18 protein-coding genes are annotated in these 19,538 nt (G+C 45.0%); 12 read left to right on the forward strand and 6 right to left on the reverse strand.

All coding sequences use genetic code 11. The annotated features are described in order from the left end of the window. Positions 1–20 precede the first annotated feature (20 nt). On the reverse strand, positions 21–239 hold the full coding sequence (locus MKY01_RS04810) for a hypothetical protein (protein ID WP_339285620.1): 219 nt from the start codon (positions 237–239) through the stop codon (positions 21–23). A 393-nt stretch (positions 240–632) separates the two neighbouring features. Further along, on the reverse strand, positions 633–1,622 hold the full coding sequence (locus tag MKY01_RS04815) for an NAD(P)-dependent alcohol dehydrogenase (RefSeq protein WP_339285623.1): 990 nt from the start codon (positions 1,620–1,622) through the stop codon (positions 633–635). Positions 1,623–1,803: 181 nt separating this feature from the next. Here MKY01_RS04815 and MKY01_RS04820 point away from each other — a divergent pair, with 181 nt between their 5' ends. The 4 genes from MKY01_RS04820 (at position 1,804) to MKY01_RS04835 (ending at position 5,312) form a co-directional block, all read left to right on the forward strand. After that, positions 1,804–2,664 carry a LysR family transcriptional regulator gene (locus MKY01_RS04820; protein ID WP_339285625.1) on the forward strand — a complete coding sequence of 287 codons (861 nt, stop codon included), beginning with the start codon at positions 1,804–1,806 and terminating at the stop codon, positions 2,662–2,664. A gap of 53 nt (positions 2,665–2,717) precedes the next feature. Next, on the forward strand, positions 2,718–3,818 hold the full coding sequence (locus tag MKY01_RS04825) for a beta-eliminating lyase-related protein (protein ID WP_339285627.1): 1,101 nt from the start codon (positions 2,718–2,720) through the stop codon (positions 3,816–3,818). A gap of 113 nt (positions 3,819–3,931) precedes the next feature. Beyond that, a complete protein-coding gene (locus MKY01_RS04830) occupies positions 3,932–4,402 on the forward strand; it encodes an SMI1/KNR4 family protein (protein ID WP_127550479.1) in 471 nt (156 codons plus the stop codon). A gap of 16 nt (positions 4,403–4,418) precedes the next feature. Further along, on the forward strand, positions 4,419–5,312 hold the full coding sequence (locus MKY01_RS04835) for a LysR family transcriptional regulator (RefSeq protein WP_339285629.1): 894 nt from the start codon (positions 4,419–4,421) through the stop codon (positions 5,310–5,312). Here the strand turns inward: MKY01_RS04835 and MKY01_RS04840 are convergent. Together MKY01_RS04840 and MKY01_RS04845 are read right to left on the reverse strand one after the other, a co-directional pair. Next, positions 5,309–6,298, reverse strand: a complete 990-nt coding sequence (locus MKY01_RS04840) for an aldo/keto reductase family protein (RefSeq protein ID WP_339285630.1) — start codon at positions 6,296–6,298, stop codon at positions 5,309–5,311. The two genes, MKY01_RS04835 and MKY01_RS04840, sit on opposite strands and share 4 nt — an antisense overlap. A 105-nt stretch (positions 6,299–6,403) precedes the next feature. Beyond that, the gene (locus MKY01_RS04845) at positions 6,404–7,438 is read right to left on the reverse strand and encodes a PocR ligand-binding domain-containing protein (protein ID WP_339285632.1); all 1,035 of its coding nucleotides are present in this window, start codon (positions 7,436–7,438) and stop codon (positions 6,404–6,406) included. 305 nt (positions 7,439–7,743) lie between these two features. On the opposite strand from MKY01_RS04845, the gene MKY01_RS04850 reads away from it, so the two are divergent. The 8 genes from MKY01_RS04850 (at position 7,744) to MKY01_RS04885 (ending at position 17,862) form a co-directional block, all read left to right on the forward strand. After that, positions 7,744–8,886 (forward strand): glycerol dehydrogenase, encoded by a 1,143-nt coding sequence (locus MKY01_RS04850; RefSeq protein ID WP_036606179.1) that lies wholly within the window; start codon positions 7,744–7,746, stop codon positions 8,884–8,886. Continuing rightward, entirely contained in the window at positions 8,886–10,655 is a 1,770-nt protein-coding gene (gene dhaK, locus MKY01_RS04855; protein ID WP_339285634.1) for a dihydroxyacetone kinase subunit DhaK, read from the forward strand. The genes MKY01_RS04850 and dhaK overlap by 1 nt, the downstream gene beginning before the upstream one ends. A gap of 394 nt (positions 10,656–11,049) precedes the next feature. Continuing rightward, positions 11,050–12,087, forward strand: coding sequence for a siderophore ABC transporter substrate-binding protein (locus MKY01_RS04860; RefSeq protein ID WP_339285636.1), 1,038 nt, complete (start codon positions 11,050–11,052; stop codon positions 12,085–12,087). 16 nt (positions 12,088–12,103) lie between these two features. Further along, positions 12,104–13,129 carry an iron chelate uptake ABC transporter family permease subunit gene (locus tag MKY01_RS04865; protein ID WP_076213211.1) on the forward strand — a complete coding sequence of 342 codons (1,026 nt, stop codon included), beginning with the start codon at positions 12,104–12,106 and terminating at the stop codon, positions 13,127–13,129. Beyond that, positions 13,126–14,190 carry an iron chelate uptake ABC transporter family permease subunit gene (locus MKY01_RS04870; RefSeq protein WP_127550469.1) on the forward strand — a complete coding sequence of 355 codons (1,065 nt, stop codon included), beginning with the start codon at positions 13,126–13,128 and terminating at the stop codon, positions 14,188–14,190. Before MKY01_RS04865 ends, MKY01_RS04870 begins: the two co-directional genes overlap by 4 nt. Next, positions 14,187–14,939, forward strand: a complete 753-nt coding sequence (locus MKY01_RS04875; protein ID WP_101314621.1) for an ATP-binding cassette domain-containing protein — start codon at positions 14,187–14,189, stop codon at positions 14,937–14,939. The genes MKY01_RS04870 and MKY01_RS04875 overlap by 4 nt, the downstream gene beginning before the upstream one ends. Positions 14,940–15,257: 318 nt before the next feature. After that, the gene (locus MKY01_RS04880; RefSeq protein WP_282319332.1) at positions 15,258–16,436 is read left to right on the forward strand and encodes an alanyl-tRNA editing protein; all 1,179 of its coding nucleotides are present in this window, start codon (positions 15,258–15,260) and stop codon (positions 16,434–16,436) included. Positions 16,437–16,557: 121 nt separating this feature from the next. Then, positions 16,558–17,862 (forward strand): DUF1963 domain-containing protein, encoded by a 1,305-nt coding sequence (locus MKY01_RS04885; protein ID WP_339285638.1) that lies wholly within the window; start codon positions 16,558–16,560, stop codon positions 17,860–17,862. Between the two features lie 605 nt (positions 17,863–18,467). Here the strand turns inward: MKY01_RS04885 and MKY01_RS04890 are convergent. Both MKY01_RS04890 and MKY01_RS04895 read right to left on the reverse strand, forming a co-directional pair. Continuing rightward, complete coding sequence (locus MKY01_RS04890) at positions 18,468–18,815, reverse strand: DUF1801 domain-containing protein (protein WP_047841734.1); 348 nt, start codon at positions 18,813–18,815, stop codon at positions 18,468–18,470. After that, a complete protein-coding gene (locus MKY01_RS04895) occupies positions 18,812–19,387 on the reverse strand; it encodes a GNAT family protein (protein ID WP_339285639.1) in 576 nt (191 codons plus the stop codon). Before MKY01_RS04895 ends, MKY01_RS04890 begins: the two co-directional genes overlap by 4 nt. Positions 19,388–19,538: the final 151 nt, after the last annotated feature.

Below are 19,538 nucleotides of genomic sequence, written 5' to 3' on the forward strand. Positions count from 1 at the left end.
CGTTCATCTCCTGAAGAATATTAAGATTGGGGTGGAAGAATGATTGGACGGGAAGCCAAGGCTTCTTCCACAATCTGTTCAGGCGTCAGGTCTCGATCATCCCAGAAAATCAGATTACTGATCTCCGCATGTGGTACCTGCTGCTGTAGCTCCGTCAACATGTCATCCAACTCGGCTTCCGTTCCTTCAGAGTCCATCAGTTTGCGAACCAATTCTACCCAATGTAATCTATTGTCCATATCGATACCTCCTGAATGATTCATAGTGTGAACAAATTAGTCATTTCATGGGTTGATTCAATGGATCATACGTAATGAGCGCCGGAAAAAAATTGGGCTCAAGCATCAGACTAATGCGTTGTTCGTCTTGATCAGTATAAGAAATGATATAGTTTCCGAAATGAGACTCGTAGATGAAGTCTTGGAATTGAAAGGAATGTTCGGGATACTTTATCTTCACATATAACGTAGTAACTCCTCGGGCTAAGGTTTCTTTTAACATAGGAATTTGGGCCACAATGATAATAGCAATAAGGACAATTAGTATACGTTTAGCGAGACGGGTCAGATGGATTCACCCCATTATCTAAATCAATTTTCAACAATTCATGAAGGCCCATCTCAAAATAGATATCACTCCATAAGGATAGCCAGATTACCAAATTGCTCGCCTTTTTCCATACGTTCGAACGCTTTCGCTGCGTCCTGTAACGGATATACGCCATCAATTACAGGATGTATGTCATGTTGCTCCACGAATTGCAGCATCTGGATAAACTCCTCACGGCTGCCCATAGAGGTGCCGATCAGACTGATCTGCGGGAAGAAGATAGAGCGAATCGGTAGGGTCAGATCATCCCCCGAGCTTGCACCATACATCACGATACTTCCACCTGGTCTGATTATATCAAAATATTTGGGGAACATGGCTTGTCCGATGCTATCCAAGATGATGTCCACAGGTTCCAGATCGTTCTGCGTACTCCAATCGGCATGACTATCCAATGCATGGGTAGCACCCAAGCGCAGTGCCTCATTTCTTTTGGCTTCACTTCTGGATGTGACGGTCACCTTGGCACCAGCCGCAACCGCCATGAGCAGGGCATAGGTTGCAACACCACCGCCAATACCGGGAATGAGCACATGTTCACCTTTCTTCAATACACCGCGAGTAAATAAGGCGCGATAGGCCGTCAGCGCTGAAAGGGACAGCACACCTGCTTCCTCCCAGGATAGGTGGGCTGGCTTAGGCAGGGCATTTTCAGCAGGCAACGTTATATATTGCGCGAGTGTTCCATCCGTAGGGCCACCAACAATATCGGGTACGGTCGGCACTTCAGATGCATGTTCCCAACCGAGTGTAGGATGGATAATGACTTCATCTCCTATCGCGAACCCTCTTACGCTTTCGCCAATCGCTACGACAATACCTGCTCCATCGGAACCGGGAACGAGTGGGATGTCCTGAGGGCCGCGTCCTGCCATGATGAATAGATCCCGATGATTGATACCAGCGGATTTTAATTGAATCTGCACTTCCCCGGCTTCTGGTGCCCGAGAGATTGACTCTGTATATTGAAGACCTGCAAGGCCGCTCTGGGCCGAATGGACAATAGCTTTCATGTTCAATATTCCTCCTGTCTATGTAGCCAGACTTCACTACTGAGCCTCATTGTACAGACGGAGCAGATTCACGTAAAATGAACAAAAATGATTGTCAGTATCATTAAAAATAATAGATAAGCACTTTGCATGAATCGGATGATGCAGAATGCCGATATAACGACGAGCAGGTGATCAGGGTATGGATGCAGGTGATTTGAAAATATTTCAGGCGGTTGCCCGCGAAGGTAGTATCAGTAAAGCTGCGCTCTCACTTAATTATGTGCAGTCCAATGTAACAGCACGGATTAAACAGTTGGAGAACCAACTGCAAGTACCGCTATTTCATCGTTCCAATCGGGGGATGTCGCTTACACCAGCAGGCGAGAATCTGCTTGGGTATGCGGATAGAATATTAGAATTATTATATGAAGCAGAGCATGCCACGCAAGTGGGTAACCCACCAGCTGGCATGCTTCGTCTGGGTGCCATAGAGACAGCAACTTCTACTTTTCTGACGCCGCTCTTGGCTGAATATACTTCATGCTACCCGGAAGTACAGCATTCGCTTGTCACGGGTGGGACCCATGAACTGAACCAGAAGGTTATCCAACATGAATTGCATGGAGCCTTAATATATGGGCCGATTGATCATCCTGAGCTGAATTATATGAAGATGTATGACGAGGAATTGGTGTTGATCGCTGAACCTGGAGTACATGAGATGTACACGTTATTGTCCAGGCCGATGTTGTTTTTTGAGATCGGATGCACTCATCGCACTCAGGCGGAATCCTTTTTGAACGATCAGGGTATCCACACGCTTAACATCATGGAATATGGAACACTGGACACGATTCTGAATGGTGTATCTGCCGGGCTCGGCGTATCATTGCTGCCACGTTCTTCGGTTACCAAAGCAGAATTAAGAGGTGAGATCGCGGTGATGTCTTTGCCTGATCCCTATTGTCGGTTGGAAGTAGGATTTGTGTATTCCCGTGGTGAACATATATCTAGTGCACTCAGCGCTTTGGTTGAGATTATTACAGAACCAGACCTATAAGAGGTTGTTCAAAAGTCCGTTTATGAACATGCACTATAAAGGAGTGAGTGATCTTGAAAGAAACTGCGTTAACGTTGGGTGATGCATTTAATCAGGCAGACTTTATTGTAGGTGGTCATGGCAGTCGCCAAGTGAAGGTACTTCAGAACGTACTGGACCAGATCGATGGGGAGTTGTTCAGTGACCACTACGGGAACGGCCCACTCATTGAAGAATTTCAGCAACAGATGGCTGACGTTCTTGGCAAGGAATCGGCGGTATTTTTTCCAAGTGGAACGATGGCGCAGCAGATTGCATTACGGATCTGGTGTGACCGCAAAGATGTAAAACGAGTAGCTTACCACCCTCTGTGTCATCTTGAAATCCATGAGGAAGACGGACTGAAAGAGTTGCATCAGATTGAATCAATTTTACTTGCGGACAAGGATCGTTTGATTCGTTTGGAAGATGTACAAGCGCTTGATCAGGACATTGCCTGTCTGCTGTTGGAACTTCCGCAACGCGAGATTGGTGGGCAATTACCGGCGTATGAAGAACTGGAAGCGATCTCGGCCTATTGCCGTGAACGCGGGATTAAGCTGCATCTGGACGGGGCACGCCTGTTTGAGATTACTCCCTATTATCAGAAAACACCTGCGGAGATTTGCAGTTTGTTTGATACGGTGTATGTATCCTTTTATAAAGGCATTGGAGGTATTGCGGGGGCTATATTGGCGGGTGATCCGGATGTGATGCAAGAATCGAAAGTATGGAAACGTCGGCACGGTGGAGATCTGATCGGCCTGTATCCGTATATTCTGAGTTCTCAGTATTATTACAATGAACGGATTGGCAAAATGGAGTTGTATTACGAGCAGGCTCAAGAACTCGCCTCCCTACTGAATGCGTGTCACGGGATACATACCTTACCCGAGGTACCGGTATCCAATATGTTTCATGTGCACTTTGCGCTCGCTGCTGCCGAAGTTGAACCAATTCTTGTGCAAATGGCTCAACAGTATGGCATAGGATTGACTTCATATCTGAACAAAACAAGTGGGAACAGCTGTGCCTTTGAATTGTCTACGGGTGATCGTTATGAGAAAGTTCCTCAGGACAAGCTGCGTGCAGCACTGGAATGGCTGGATGAAGAGTTGCGTAAACAGGTGAGATAAAAAGTTAATTTTAATGTTCGACTCTTTTTTGGGTAAGGTGTTGCGCTTCAAGGAGAACTATTGAATTCACAACGGCTGATCAGTGGAGAAAAGTACCTTAAGGGGGAGTTCAAGTGACGTCGATAGAATTGGAACCGATTCGTGATCTTTTGGTGAAGGCCTACGATACAACAATGGGAGATGGGTGTACTCCTGAGAAACAACAGAGCATTGAGGATTTTGAGCAAAAGCATAATGTAAAACTGCCCGCAGCGTATCGCGCACTTTTACTTGAGTTCGGTGCATGTAACTTCGGCGACCCTGCCTTGTATTCGGTGAAAGAACTGAGCTGGGCTTATCCGGATTTTTTGGAAGTATACCGTGAATATGAGAAAGAATACGAGCTGCCAGCTGACCTCCAGCCTTTCCCGATTGGTGGATTTGGTGAAGGAAGTATGGCTATACTGGATCAAAATTCAGGCAAGGTGCTGATGTTGATCCACGATGCAGGGGAAACTCCTCTGCGGGAGATTGCTGTGGACTTTAATGAATTGATGACGATGCTGGCTGAGTCGGCAATCTGGGTTCAGGAACAGATGAATTAACAAGGTAGACGGAAGGATGCGCAATCGGCTTATGGATATTCGGAAGTTAAGATACTTTATCACGGTGGCAGAAGAACTTCATTTTCACCGTGCAGCGGAAAAATTAAATATGACGCAACCACCGCTGAGCCAGCAGATTCAGAATTTAGAGGATGAGCTTGGCGTGAAGTTGTTGGAGCGCACCAGAAAAATGGTTCGTCTCACCCCGGCAGGTGCGGTATTTCTGGAACAGGCCAGGCTAATTATGGCCCAGCTCGAACGATCCATTCAGCTTACGCAAAAAGCAGATCAGGGCATCATCGGGCATATAACCATAGCCTTTGTGGATTCGGCTTCGGGGAGCATTATGGTGGATGTTCTTAGGAAATTTCGCGCTGCGTATCCTCAGATTGAATTGACGCTGCGTGAGATGACTTCATCCCAACAATTGCAGGCACTGGAAGACGGACAGATCCATATTGGATTTTTGCGATATGAGGAAGATACTCGTCATGTTTCGTTCCGCCCCTGCCAGATGGAAACGTTGATTGCCGTATTGCCAGATCATCACCCGATGGCTTCTCAGACTCAAGTTTCAATTCGAGAACTGGCGGACGAAGATTTTATTTTATTCCCACGGCATCTGGGTTCTCCGTTCCATCGTCTCGTTCTGGATTATTGCAGGGAGCATGGCGTAGATCCTCGAATTACGCAGGAAGCGATCCAAATGTATACGATTGTGAATCTCGTTGCGGCTGGCATGGGCATTTCCATTGTTCCGTCCTCGGTGGATGTGTTCCAGCGTAAGGGTGTAGTCTTTCTCCCATTACAAGAAAATCCGCCCTCCGTACCGTTGTATACGGCATGGCGGACGGATATGAATCAGGAAGTAGTGTCCCGCTTTATGGGCATTGTTGATGAATGTGTTTAACCCGTCTTGGCTGGATCACGCTCAATCCACGGATTCAGTATTTCATCAATACGAGACATGATCGCAGAGTCCAGTTTCACACCAGAAGCTTTTACATTTTCAAGTACCTGCTCCGGCCGGGATGCACCGATAATAACGGAACTGACATACGAATGTTGTAGAACCCACGCCACAGCGAGTTGGGGGAGAGTTAGACCAATCTCTTTAGCGAGTGGAACAAGCTGTTGCACAGCGGTAAGAACATCTTCACGTAGCCACTGACCAGCCAGTTTATTGAAAAAGGGTGCTCCTGCCTCAGCAGTTGCACGTGATCCGGTGGGCAATGCTTCGTTAGGCGCATATTTGCCTGATAGTATACCCTGAGCCAGAGGAGACCATGTAATCTGTCCAAGTCCTGCTTGGTCGCTTGCAGGTACCACTTCTTGCTCAATCACACGCCACAACATCGAATATTGGGGCTGACTTGCAATGAAGGGTATATGAAGTTCCTTCGCCAAAGCGGCTCCTCGTGCAATCTGATCCGCGTTCCATTCACTTACGCCAATGTAATGGACTTTGCCCTGACGCACCAAATCGGAGAATGCCAGAAACGTCTCTTCCAGCGGAGTGTTGTAATCATAACGGTGAGCGTAATAGACATCGATATAATCCGTCTGTAACCGCCGTAATGAACCATTGCAGGCTTCCATGATGTGTTTACGTGAAAGTCCGCGGTCATTATGACCTGTGCCGGTTGGGTGACAGACTTTGGTGCATAGTTCAATACTTTCTCTTCGTACATCCTTAAGAGCCTGTCCTAACACAGATTCTGCCTTGGTATTGGAGTACACATCTGCGGTATCAAATGTGGTAATACCTGCATCCAATGCGGTTCGCACACAAGCTTCTGCTATTCCATCCTCGACTTGAGCTCCATGCGTAATCCAGTTGCCGAGTGAAATCTCACTGACGGTTAATCCACTGTTTCCTAATTTGCGATATTCCATTCATGTCGCCTCCCTAAGTCATCTGGACTCCATTGTAACAATGGCAGATTAATAGGTGAAATATCTTTTAACCTCATCTTTGATACGAAAAAAGTATCAGTGAATCTATATTTTCTCCTGGAGGTATTTGCGATAGAGAGCAGGCGTAATTTCCTCGAACTTTTTGAATATTTTGATAAAATATCCCGATTCATTAAATCCCAGCTCATCACTGATCTGTGAGACAGGCATGTCGGTGACCTCCAGCAATTGTTTGGCCCACTTAATTTTGAGTTTAGCCAGGTAGGTAGTAAAGTTCTCACCCGTTTCCTTGGCAAATAGTCTGCTGAAATAACTCGGACTCAGGTGGCATAGATCGGCCATTTGTTTGAGTGAAACTTGTTCACTCTTGTGACTGTGAATGTATTCAAAAGCAGGCTGAAGCACCGGGCTGGAGCTTTCCGTGTCACTTGGGCTGTTCTTCAGATAAGCATCCGCTATCGCATTGGTCATCTCTTTTTTGATCGACTCGATATTACGAATGGAGTAACCCGGCAGAATGGTGGAGAGGTTTAGAGTCTCCTGACTGCCTGAAGCTTTTTCGAACATTTCAACTAACAGATTTTTGCTTAGCGCTTCTTCCACAATGTAGTTGCAGAGCAGGGATAACATGTTAGAGATTTTCACAATCTCTTCATAGGTCATCACAGGTAGCTGGGCGTAATCATCCTTTAATTCCTCCAGCTTGGCTGCATGCATGGGTACGTTTTTGGACGTGACAATTTGCTCCAAGTCGCTACCCTTTTCAGGATCGGCGAGTTTTACTTGTCCTGCCATGACGGCGCCGATATATTTGCCATCAATCGTGATCGGAATCGCGATATCTATAATATTGAAATGGCATAAATACACATAAGGTTCATTCAATCGGACCGCTTCCAGACCACCGCGTGAATCACATTTTTGACAGTAGGGGAGAAGCTCCGGGTCTTTACGGACATTCTGGCAGAAAGCCTGACAGCTACTGTGACTGGTTACGGGAATGCCTTTATAATCAACGGTGAGGATCGCCAGTTTGGTTACTGTTGCGAGAGAATCTTGTAGACGCTTCCATTTATTAAGGTCCAGAATTTTATTGATATGCAGATATTCTTTGATCATTGGTGCAACCTCCATAGGCTAACCAGATTCATAATTTAGGCCGTTAAAAGTTAGCAAGTTGTACATATTAAGATGTAATGATGACGGGTAATGTATAATGGGAGGTCAAAATTCAACCATCTCATGACAATAAGATACCATGATTGTGCCAAAAAGCAAAAAAATACGATTGTAAATTATAATAATTTGTTATCAAAGTCCACTGCAAACCTGTTGCTCATGCGTTATATTAAGGTCAATTGTAAGAAATTAAAATTTGATGTAATCACTACACTATTTCATATCCTTAGGAGGCATATAATATTATGAGAAAAGCATTTATCAGCCCAACTAAATATGTACAAGGCGAAGACGAGTTGTTGAACCTGGGGTACTTTGTTAAATCCTTCGGAGAATCTGCTTTGCTGATTGCACATCCCGATGATGTACAGCGTGTCAAAGCTAAGCTGGATGCAACAGCCGAGAAATTTAATATTACGTTTGTTGAAAGCGGTTTTAAAGGGGAATGTTCCCGTGAGGAAGTTGCTCGTCTGCAAGCGATCGCGAAGGAAAAAGGATGTGACTCTACCATCGGTCTTGGTGGTGGTAAAGCCATTGATGCGGCTAAATGTGTAGCTGAAGGCGAAGCACTGATCATCTGCCCAACGATTGCGGCAACAGACGCACCGACAAGTCACTCCGCTGTATTGTACACACCGGATGGTTCTTTTGATGACTATGCTTACTTCAAACAAAGCCCAAGTGTGGTACTCGTTGATACAACGGTAATTGCTAATGCACCAACCCGTTTCCTCGTATCCGGTATGGGAGATGCGCTCTCTACATACTTCGAAGCAAGAGCAACAGCGAAATCTTATTCCCGTGTAAACGCAAGTCTGCCAATGGGTTCCCGCGAAGGATATACACCTTCTGCTGTGGGTACCAATGCGGCGCTTGCACTGGCAAAATTGTGTTATGAAATGCTGCTGACTGATGGTGCAAAAGCAAAAGTAGCGAGTGACAGCAACGTTGTGACACAAGCGCTGGAAAATATCGTTGAGACCAACATTCTGTTATCTGGTCTTGGATTCGAAAGTGGCGGACTGGCCGCAGCACATGCAATTCACAACGGTTTGACTGTTCTGGAAGGCACACATCATTTCTTCCATGGTGAAAAAGTATCCTTCGGTACAATCGCACAGCTCGTCCTTGAAAATGCACCAACTGAAGAGCTGCATGAAGTCATGGACTTCTGTCTCGAAGTGGGACTGCCGATCAGCTTGGCGGATATCGGTGTAGATACGATTAGTCAGGAAGAACTGTTGAAAGTGGCAGAGATCGCTTGTATTCCGGAAGAATCCATTCACGCCATGCCGTTCCCAATCACCGTTCCTGAAGTAGCTGCTGCCATTGCAGCGGCTGACCGCATGGGCCGTGAGTACAAATCAGCTCGCCGGGAGGTAAAATAATGAAGAAAATTATTAACCAGGCCGAACATGTTGTTATGGAAATGTGCAACGGGATTGCGCTTGCACACCCGGAGCTTGAATTTCTGAAAAAATATAAAGTCATCAAGCGCAGAGAGATTCAGGCCGATAAAGTCAGCCTGATCAGTGGCGGAGGCAGCGGACATGAACCGGCTCACGCTGGTTATGTCGGTAAAGGCATGCTGGATGCAGCGGTGTGTGGAGATGTATTCGCATCTCCTTCCCAAATCCAGGTGTATCAAGCGATCAAGGCAACAGCCAGCAACAAGGGGACACTCCTGATCATCAAGAACTACAGCGGCGACATGATGAATTTCAAGAATGCAGCACATCTGGCTGAAGAAGATGGCATCAACGTACAGTATGTACGTGTTGAGGATGACATCGCTGTACAAGACAGTTTGTATACCGTTGGGCGTCGCGGCGTTGCCGGAACTGTACTGGTTCACAAGATCGCCGGAGCAGCAGCCGAAGAAGGCCGCAGTCTGGCAGATGTGAAATCCGTTGCTGAGAAAGCAGCTCAGAGCGTGCGCAGTATTGGTTTTGGATTCACATCCTGTACCGTGCCAGCCAAAGGCACGCCTACATTCGAAATTGCTGAAGATGAGATGGAATTCGGCGTAGGGATACATGGTGAGCCAGGGATTCGCCGTGAGAAATTGGTATCAGCGGATGAGTTGGCAGGACGTATGGTCGAAGCATTGCTCGCAGATATGAAGCTGGATAAGGATGCATCCGCTGAGATTGCGGTGCTGGTGAATGGTTTTGGTGCAACGCCACTGCAAGAACTATACCTGCTCAACAATTCCGTTCAGCGTGAGCTTGCTGGACATGCAGGTCTGAAGGTCGCTACTACGTTTGTAGGCAACTACATGACAAGTATCGATATGGCGGGTGCGTCGGTTACGATCCTGAAACTGGATGATGAACTAAAAACGCTGTTGTTCAAGGAAAGTGATACACCTGCATTTAAAGTATCCGGCCCTCCAGCAGCACAAGTGGCGTATTCCGAAGCGCTGGAAGCTGTTGTGGGTGAAGACGCTCCTGTATCTTACGAAGTGGAGACGGATGCATCAGCTGCGGTCATCAAAGGCAATCAATTTTCACTGGACAATGTCGTCTATCTGATCGATAAAATGGGTGAGATCATCATCAAGAATGAAGTACCATTCTGTGAATTGGATTCCCATGCCGGTGATGGCGATTTCGGTATGAGTGTGGCAAAAGGCTTCCGCCAGTTGAAACGCGAATGGAATCACATCATTAACGAAGATAAAAAAGACATTGGATCATTCCTCGATGCATGTTCCTTGGTCATCATGGAATATTGTGGTGGCGCATCTGGCCCGATCTGGGGTTCAGCATTCCGTGCAGCTGGCAAAGCTGTAGGGGATAAACAGCAATTAAACGTTGCTGAATTTGCTGAGATGATCCATGCAGCCGTACAAGGGATTCAGTCTACAGGAGAACGTTCCTTCGGACGTGGCGCCGTTGTAGGTGATAAAACCTTGATCGATGCACTCGTTCCGTGTGCCGATTCCTGGACTCAAAGTGCGGAGTCTGGCGATGACTTCAAAACAACATTTGCCAAAGGTGCAGCAGCAGCCGTTGAAGGTGCGAAGAAAACCGAAGACATCGTGGCACGTATGGGACGTGCAGGTGCCGTCGGTGATCGTAGTCTGGGCTACCCGGATGCTGGTGCGTATGCGCTGGGTGTTATTTTCACAGAATTATCTGAGTCGATGAAATAAGAATGTTGGTGAAAAATCAGATCATTTCGATGAGAAATATAAAAATATAAAGTGTTCTTACCGCAAAAGAAGTATCACACAGTGATGCTTCTTTTTTTGTATTGAAATGTCGATTTTTATGCATATAAATACATACAATGGAATATTTGGTTCATAATTTCGCCATGAATTAAAACAATTAGGTTGTTGAAAATGCCTTCTAACTTGTTATAATATAACCTATTGATATTGATAATCACTATCATTTGTTGTTTTGTTGCTCAGCACTACAGTGAAAAGGGGTTAAGTTTTTCTCTAAAATTTACGTCTGAGGAGGTATATGATACTGAGTTTATCCAACACAGTACGCTGCGTTGGAATCCAAATTTTCTAAATCTAGGGGGATATAAATTAAATGAGAAAGTCTATTTATTCAAAATTAATGTTTATCATGGTTGCAGCTTTAACTTTGGTGTTGGCAGCTTGTTCAAGTAATGAACCTGCTTCGACGGATACTGCTAATACAGAGGCTGCAACTTCCGATGCTGTTACTACAGCTACAGCCACAACAGTTGAAATTACGGATGCTCATGGAACGGTAACTGTGCCTGTAAATCCAACGAAGGTCGTTGCTCTGGATAACAGAACATTTGAGACTCTGTCCACTTGGGGCGTCAAATTGGCAGCAGCGCCGAAGGATGTAATGCCTGCGGATTCACCATATGTGGCGGATGAATCGGTACAAAATATTGGGAATCACCGCGAACCAAACCTTGAACTATTGGCATCAATACAGCCTGACCTTGTCATTGTTGGTCAACGGTTTGCTAGCTACTATGAAGACATCAAAAAATTAGTACCTAATGCAGCAGTGATCGACCTTAATATTGAGCTTGAAGAAACAGCATCACCTGGAGAAAACTTTGTTAATGGACTTAAAGATGCAACAACCAATTTGGGAAAAGTTTTTGAGAAGCAAGAAGAAGCTGCCCAACTGATTGCTGATTTTGATAAAGCTATTGAAGAAGCTAAGGCCGCTTATAACGGTGAAGGTAAAATTATGAGTGTTGTCGTTTCTGGTGGAAACATCGGTTTCTCGGCTCCTCTTACTGGACGTGTGTGGGGACCATTGTATGATATTTTCGGCTGGGTTCCGGCACTAGAAGTGGACAAATCTTCTTCTGATCATCAAGGTGATGATATTTCTGTTGAAGCGATTGCTCAAAGTAATCCGGATTGGATTTTCGTACTGGATCGGGATGCAGCTGTATCTGCTGAAGAAGGTGCCGTTCCGGCTCAAGACGTTATTGATAACTCACCTGCTCTGAAAAACACCACTGCTATTACTCAAAAACAAATCGTTTATGCTCCAAACGATACGTACACCAATGAATCCATCCAAACTTTCTTGGAGTTGATTAACAACCTTACGAAAGCTTTAGCTAAACAGTAAAAAGGAGTATGCTGCAGTGCAGAAAAATTTAATACCAAAATTAGCTGGGGTTGAGAATTCTCAACCCCAGCGTCATAATCCCAAAAAGCTATGGACCATACCTTTTATCATTGCGATTATAGCCACTATTATTTTAGGCATTACATCACTGCTTATTGGAGTCTATGACATACGAGGACAAGCGGATGGAATGGAGATGTTCTTCATTACTCGTGTCCCAAGAACTGTTGCATTAATGCTTACCGGTGCCGCCATGGCAATGGCAGGACTGGTCATGCAGCTTATTACACAGAATCGCTTGGTGGAACCTACGACAACAGGAACAATGGAATGGTCAGGACTGGGGATCATGTTTATTTATCTGGTCTTTCCTGCTCCGAGCTTAACGCTAAGAATGACTGGTGCAATCATTTTTTCTTTTATAGGAACGATGATTTTTTTTATGTTTCTGAAGAAAGTTAAACTCCGTTCGTCTTTAGTTGTCCCGATTATTGGGATGATGCTTGGAGCTGTCATTTCTGCATTTTCAACTTTCGTTGGGCTTGTGTTCCAAATGACTCAAAATATCGAAAGCTGGTTTGCAGGCTCCTTCTCATCTGTGCAAATTGGCAGGTATGAATATTTATGGCTTATTGTATTGGTGACTATTCTTATATTTGTTTTTGCTGATCGGCTGACACTAGCCGGACTAGGGGAAGATGTCGCTACCAGTCTTGGCGTAAATTATGACAGGATCATTCTTTTGGGTACTGCGCTTATTTCACTAGCCGTTGGAATCGTTGCAGCGGTCATTGGGAACTTGCCTTTTCTAGGGTTAATTGTCCCCAATATTGTCTCCATGTTTAGGGGTGACGATCTCAGGAGCAATTTGCCATGGGTGTGCTTATTAGGGATGGGCAGCATCATTGTGTGTGATATCCTGTCTCGTGTCATTATTATGCCTTTTGAAATACCTGTCTCGATGATCCTTGGAACAGTGGGAGCCGTCGTATTCATTGTCATTTTGTTAAGACAAAGGCGGTCAACAAGGAGGGTAAGATGAGCGACTTAGCAAGTAGAAATCCACTAAATATCGAAATCGATTCTAGCCGTCGTCCTAAAAAAAGATCAGCTAGAGCCTTCCGTACCAAGAAAGAAGAAAAGCGTTATTGGATTCTGCTGATAACATTAATTATTCTGGGCGTTTTTGCATCAGTTGGGCTACTGATTTATAACAATCCAGTCCCGGTGTCTTCTCCTTCTTTTATACCCGTTGTTACAAGAAGAGTAGTTGCTCTGATTTCAATGCTGATCGCTGCAATTTGCCAAAGTTTATCTACGGTTGCTTTTCAATCGATTACGAATAACAGAATTATAACTCCGTCCCTTTTAGGTTTTGATGCTATTTATTCAACCATTCATACGAGTACTATATTTTTCCTTGGTGCTACGGTATTTGTGAATTTTAGCGGTGTTGATTCCTTTTTATATCAAGTTGCTGCAATGGTCATCATGTGTTTAATCCTTTATGGATGGCTGCTTTCCGGAAAATACGGAAATTTACAACTTCTGCTTCTAGTCGGTATTATCATTGGGACCGGGCTGAGATCCGTATCTTCATTTATGAGAAGACTTCTTGCACCGTCCGAGTTTGATATTTTGCAGGCAAGAATGTTTGCTTCCGTGAATAATGCGGATTCTGCCTATTTCCCGATTGCGATTCCTATCGTCATCATTGCAGCGATCCTGCTACTTGCTAATGCAAAGAGGTTAAATGTGTTATCGCTGGGTAAGGATGTCTCGACTTCCTTGGGAACTAAACATCAAAGTAGTGTGATTTATACGCTGGTCCTGGTTTCCATATTGATGGCCATTTCGACGGCTTTGGTTGGACCACTTACATTCTATGGATTTTTAGTTGCGATTTTGAGTTATCAGGCCGCGCAAACCTATGATCACAGATATGTTTTCCCAATGGCACTGGCGATAGGGTTTGTGATCTTAACCGGTGCATACTTTGTTATGAATCATGTTTTCAATGCCCAAGGTGTTGTTTCCATTATTATAGAATTGGTTGGCGGACTAACATTTTTAATTGTGATTTTAAGGAAGGGTTCTTTATGATACAGATCAATAATGTCAAAAAAACCTATGCAGCCGAGGTAGAGATAGGCCCTTTGAATATTCATATACCCAAAGCCGGTCTTACTTCTTTAATTGGACCCAACGGTGCGGGGAAATCGACGACACTTCTGATGATCGGAAGACTTTTGGATTTGGACGAAGGTCAGATCAAGGTTGCCAATATGGATGTTTCCACATCCAAATCAAGGGATCTGGCCAAGATTATAACGGTTTTACGACAAGAAAATCATTTTGTCACAAGGCTTACCGTTAGACAACTTGCCGGATTCGGACGTTTTCCTTATTCTAAGGGAAGATTAACGGATGAGGATGAAGCTATTATTTCTAAATATATTGATTTTCTAGACTTAACTGCTCTGGAAAATAGATATCTAGATGAGCTTTCTGGTGGCCAAAGGCAAAGAGCCTATGTAGCTATGGTGTTGTGTCAGGAGACGGAATATGTACTTTTGGACGAGCCTTTGAACAATCTGGATGTTGCGCGTTCTGTTCGGATGATGGAGCATTTGAGATATGCCGCTAATGAATTTGGAAGAACCATTCTGACGGTTATGCATGATATCAATTTTGCCGCCAAATATTCGGATCGAATATGTGCCATGAAAGATGGTCAAATCGCCGCTTTTGGAACCGTAGATGAAGTGATGGACCCCGAAATTTTAACAGATATTTTTGAAACGAAAATTGAAATTATTGATGGTCCTTACGGGCCGATAGCGATCTATTAGCTACAAGATTTAATGAAAAGTTGTTTGTTAAAATGGTTTTCAAAAAGTAGAGTGATTATTCACTCTTCTTTTTTTTATTAAAGTCGAACAAGACAGTTTGAAAGTTTATCTTAAAAACATCATAGAATGATAAGCCTTTACCAGAAGCATCTTCCTGCAAACGTTCCTTTCTCGATTAATAGCTATTTTCGCTCACAGAGTAATCTTTTGGATAGAGAAAGGGGATACTCTATGCCATAAATTGGCTTGAGGGTTCCAGATAGTGTAATCTGGAGATTATGAAAACCCATTTGAACGAGAAGGGATCGGGATGATTCAATGACGCAAAAAATCTATTATGACTCTGCTTATACAAGAGAGTGGCATACAACGATTACAGGCAGAGTAGACAAGGAAGACGGCGTATATGTCACGCTGGCGGAGACTGCTTTTTACCCGCATGGGGGCGGACAACCTTGTGATCTGGGACAAATTGGTGGCATCGCTGTTCTGGATGTGAACATTGAAGATGGCGAAGTATGGCATAAGCTGGAACGCACCCCTGAAGAGACTGAGGTACATTGTGAGATTGACTGGGAGCGCAGATTCGATCATATGCAGCAGCATACGGGTCAGCATTTGTTATCGGCAATCACTCTAAAGCTGACTGAAGCGATGACCCTCAGTTTCCATCTCGGTACGGAGTATGACACGATTGATGTGGCTACGGCTGAACTGGGAGCGAATCAATTAACCGCCATTGAACAAGAAGTGAATCGTCAGATCTATCGTAACGCTCGCATCAACACGTCTTGGGTTACAGCAGAAGAGGCTGCACAGTTACCATTGGTGAAGCAACCTACGGTAACGGAAGACATTCGCATCGTCGAGATCGAGGGTGTGGAGTATAACGCCTGCGGTGGAACGCATGTGTCGGCGACAGGTGAGATTGGGATCATCAAACTGTTGAAAACTGAAAAAGTGAAGGGCGGTACCCGCATTTATTTCAAATGTGGAACAAGGGCCCTGAATGAATTCACATCCACACAAAACGTGCTCAATAGCATCATGGTTAAATTAAAGACCAGCAAGGACGAATTGTTGGAGCGTATTGAGAAAATGGAACTGGAGCAAAAGCAGTTGCAAACTGAGCTGAATGCAGTGAAAACAACCAATGATGCCTATTATGCGGAGGAACTTCTGGCCGCTCGGCAAGGGCTGGTAATTGCTCAGGTCTTTGAAGACAAATCGCTCAAGGATATGCAGAGTCTTGCTACCAAGCTGACGGCAGACCATGAAGGCCTTGTTCTGTTCGCCAGCATCTCAGAGGCCAAAGTGGTTCTTGCACAGAACGGACAGCCGCCTGAATGGGCTTGTGGACCTTTCTTCAAAGGTAATCTTGGAGCCTATCAAGGCAAAGGTGGAGGTAGTGAAAAGATGGCTCAGGCAGGCTTTGCCAGCAGTGAAGATGCGCTTGCCTTTTACGAATTTACCAAGGACCAGTTGGGACATCACTGATTCGTATTTTCCTTTATGGTACACGCAGGTATTTAAATATGGAGTAAGGGACAAGCACGTCACGTTGTGGCGTGTTTGTCATGGCATGATGAAGCGAGCAGATAGTAGAGGGGGTGGAGGGATGACAGAACGAATTCCGTGTATACGGGAAGGGTGTGCAAATACCATTTTACCAGCAACAGCGTTGAAAACGGGTGGTTATTGTATGCCTTGCAAGCAGGAGATGGAACGCGAGGAGCGTCAGAGATACATTGAAGCGAATCGACGTGACGTGAACTTGTATGCAGGTATTACAGACCCAGTCGAAATTTTGAAAATCATGCACAAACCTCAGGTTCGCGATCCACTAATTCGTTATACGCCCTATGAACAATCCGAGGAACAGGTATATCTATCTTTGTCTGTAGAGCAACAAGATCAGATGAAGGATTACGCGATGCAACGGATTTGTACAGGTGATGAAGATACGGGCAAAGACATTCTGGTATATCTGTTCTGCTACCATGATATATCGTTGACTGCCGAAATTCCTGAGGTGCTGGAACAAGAGATCTATTATCCTGCCATTTTGTATAAAAGTGCCTCGGGTGAGGTTCGTGATCATCTCTTACAGCAGGTGAATACCGATGATGAGAATCGGAACCACATATTGCTCATGCTGGCCCATATCGGAGATGATGTTGTCGTGCGGCAGTTCCGGCAGTGGAGACAATCTCCTCCATCTTGGGCGAACGAATTATACGTGGCACCTGAGCATTACACCACTGAAGCTGGTTGGGAGCTTACAAAAGACGGGCAGCGCAGGGAATTATTCATCACCCCAAGTTATTCACTCTATAAAGTAAAAGAGAATGAAGGACCTAACGTGGAGTTAACCGGAAGTTCACTATCGATGCTGAACCCTAGCACCAATTGCTGTCCATGGTGTGGCAATGCGTTAACCACCTTAATTAGTCTGGATGTTAAGCATCCAGCATTGAATGACGTTTCTTGGCATGCTCAGCAACTTCAGATACGGACTTGCGTGATATGCAGCAGTTACGGTGTGGTTTACATGGAGATGGACGCGGCAGGGGAACCGTTATGGAGTTCACATAATGTCATGCCTATGGGAATGGACGAGATTGACCTGGACGACTATGGTAAACTTGCACCGGATGTTGGCCAGCAGTTTCGGATTGCGAATGCATCGCGTCATGCATTCCATGCCAGTGAGTGGGCGATGGAGCCATCGTTATCTCAGGTCGGCGGCCATCCGGGATGGGTTCAAGATGCGGAGTACCCAACATGTCCACGCTGTTCCACGAGAATGAAGGCTGTCGCACAACTGGACTGGGGCGAGGTTGAGAAATATGGTGAGGGTATGTATTACATGTTCATATGTGAGCCATGTCAGATGACCGCCGTATCGTACCAGCAATCTTGATGGTGGAAGCTAGTATATAACATTATAAGCAATTATAAGCAGTCATCTTATTATGATATTACACCGCTTTTAAGGTTGGAATGACAGTAGTAGACAGACTATAACCAAGGGGCATCCCGAAGTTCTTGGAACTTCATGGGATGCCCCTTTGCCCTGCGCAGGATGGATGTGAGATATTTTTGCTACAGCCAGTCGTTTATGCTATTTATTTAGCCGCCAGAGTGAGAATGGGTTGTTTTTTCTACGTGCAGAGGCCGCTTGTCGTACTCACACAGTCTAACGAACCTAGCACGTCTTATTGGGTGAATTTGCAGCAGTATAGAATTCTAACGAATCATAGCCACTCTATTTCTCCAATTGTCATGGTTTTTCGAAGAAAATCGAAGGGGTTTCTGTAATAAGAATGCTGAGATTCGTTAGAATTTCATATGTTTTTAAAACTGCGATATAAGGTATGTCCGATTCGTTAGCGCTTGCCACAAACCTAAACCTAACCCTAAACTCACCCCATACATACCACCCGCACATTACGGCCCACACCATACGTTTCGCACATTACTACCTAAGTTACTACTTCGGCGTATGTGCCTCTTCACTACACCCGTCTACAATTCCGCAGATGCCTGCTTTAACAAATCAGCCAACCATTCATAGTCCGGCGTATCTTTTTCCTTGAGTTTGATCGTTTTGCGCTCTTCTGGGCCTTCAAATATCCCATCGGGTAGATCGAGTCCGGTTGCATTGAAGATGGTGAAAGACATGGCTTGTTTGGAAGGCGAGATGACCGCAGCGTACTTTCCGTTTTTCAAAAAATGAGGTTTCTTGTATTGTACGCGTTCTTGTACGTCAGGGATGGTATCATGCACTAACTGGCGCAATTGTTCAGCGATTTCTACTTGCCAGGGGATCTGAATCTGTTCAATAAACGCAGTAACTTCTGCATTCTTGGTCATACTTGTTCACCCTCCGTATGGATCTGATTGTGTGTTTCCCATTCTGGTCTTAGGATTCCCATCATCAAGCGGTCATAACGCTTACCATCACGATATACAGCTGAGCGTGCACGACCTTCCAACTGAAAACCAACCTTTTCATAGGAACGGATTGCTTTGGCATTGTAGGCGATGACATCAAGGCCAACCCGGTCCAGGTTCATCTCATGGAACGCATATCGTAAAATAAGATTCAACGCTTCCGTGCCATATCCCTTGTTACGATGTTTGGCAAGTCCGATGCCAATGGCAAGCTGTCCACATCGGTTGTTCCATTCAATGCTGTGAATGACGACAAAACCAATCAGCATATCCTCTTCATGCGTGCGCAGTCTGAAGTACACTTCCTTGTTTTTCGTTTCGCCCTCATCTTCCAACTGTTTCTCTGAATAGGGAATGGCCAGGTCAGTATCCACATTCCGAAGGTACTCCGGGTCTTCGTTCCATTGCAGCATGGTCTGCACGTCTTCAGAGCGTGGTGGCGTCATCTTTAATCGTTTGCTATAAAACAGGTTATCCGTAGTGAGTGTCATAGGGTTCTCCTTTAAATTAAGTTAAGTTAAGCTTGCTTCACCTTAGTTCCACGTTTAACTCTATGTATATTTCGCAATAGACCTCGCCCCTTTGGCATATGATAGCCTCATCATACTGGAAATTATAGGTGAATCACAATAGCGTATTTCA

It is taken from the genome of Paenibacillus sp. FSL R5-0486, assembly GCF_037975155.1.
Lineage (GTDB): Bacteria > Bacillota > Bacilli > Paenibacillales > Paenibacillaceae > Paenibacillus > Paenibacillus amylolyticus.

What these genes read in the sequence shown, in the direction of transcription:
- MKY01_RS04890 (WP_047841734.1), bottom strand. Translation starts at nt 18,815, where the DNA reads ATGACCAAGAATGCAGAAGTTACTGCGTTTATTGAACAGATTCAGATC.
- MKY01_RS04895 (WP_339285639.1), bottom strand. Translation starts at nt 19,387, where the DNA reads ATGACACTCACTACGGATAACCTGTTTTATAGCAAACGATTAAAGATG.
- MKY01_RS04845 (WP_339285632.1), bottom strand. Translation starts at nt 7,438, where the DNA reads ATGATCAAAGAATATCTGCATATCAATAAAATTCTGGACCTTAATAAA.
- MKY01_RS04875 (WP_101314621.1), top strand. Translation starts at nt 14,187, where the DNA reads ATGATACAGATCAATAATGTCAAAAAAACCTATGCAGCCGAGGTAGAG.
- MKY01_RS04850 (WP_036606179.1), top strand. Translation starts at nt 7,744, where the DNA reads ATGAGAAAAGCATTTATCAGCCCAACTAAATATGTACAAGGCGAAGAC.
- MKY01_RS04820 (WP_339285625.1), top strand. Translation starts at nt 1,804, where the DNA reads ATGGATGCAGGTGATTTGAAAATATTTCAGGCGGTTGCCCGCGAAGGT.
- MKY01_RS04815 (WP_339285623.1), bottom strand. Translation starts at nt 1,622, where the DNA reads ATGAAAGCTATTGTCCATTCGGCCCAGAGCGGCCTTGCAGGTCTTCAA.
- dhaK (WP_339285634.1), top strand. Translation starts at nt 8,886, where the DNA reads ATGAAGAAAATTATTAACCAGGCCGAACATGTTGTTATGGAAATGTGC.
- MKY01_RS04840 (WP_339285630.1), bottom strand. Translation starts at nt 6,298, where the DNA reads ATGGAATATCGCAAATTAGGAAACAGTGGATTAACCGTCAGTGAGATT.
- MKY01_RS04810 (WP_339285620.1), bottom strand. Translation starts at nt 239, where the DNA reads ATGGACAATAGATTACATTGGGTAGAATTGGTTCGCAAACTGATGGAC.
- MKY01_RS04880 (WP_282319332.1), top strand. Translation starts at nt 15,258, where the DNA reads ATGACGCAAAAAATCTATTATGACTCTGCTTATACAAGAGAGTGGCAT.
- MKY01_RS04885 (WP_339285638.1), top strand. Translation starts at nt 16,558, where the DNA reads ATGACAGAACGAATTCCGTGTATACGGGAAGGGTGTGCAAATACCATT.
- MKY01_RS04870 (WP_127550469.1), top strand. Translation starts at nt 13,126, where the DNA reads ATGAGCGACTTAGCAAGTAGAAATCCACTAAATATCGAAATCGATTCT.
- MKY01_RS04860 (WP_339285636.1), top strand. Translation starts at nt 11,050, where the DNA reads ATGAGAAAGTCTATTTATTCAAAATTAATGTTTATCATGGTTGCAGCT.
- MKY01_RS04835 (WP_339285629.1), top strand. Translation starts at nt 4,419, where the DNA reads ATGCGCAATCGGCTTATGGATATTCGGAAGTTAAGATACTTTATCACG.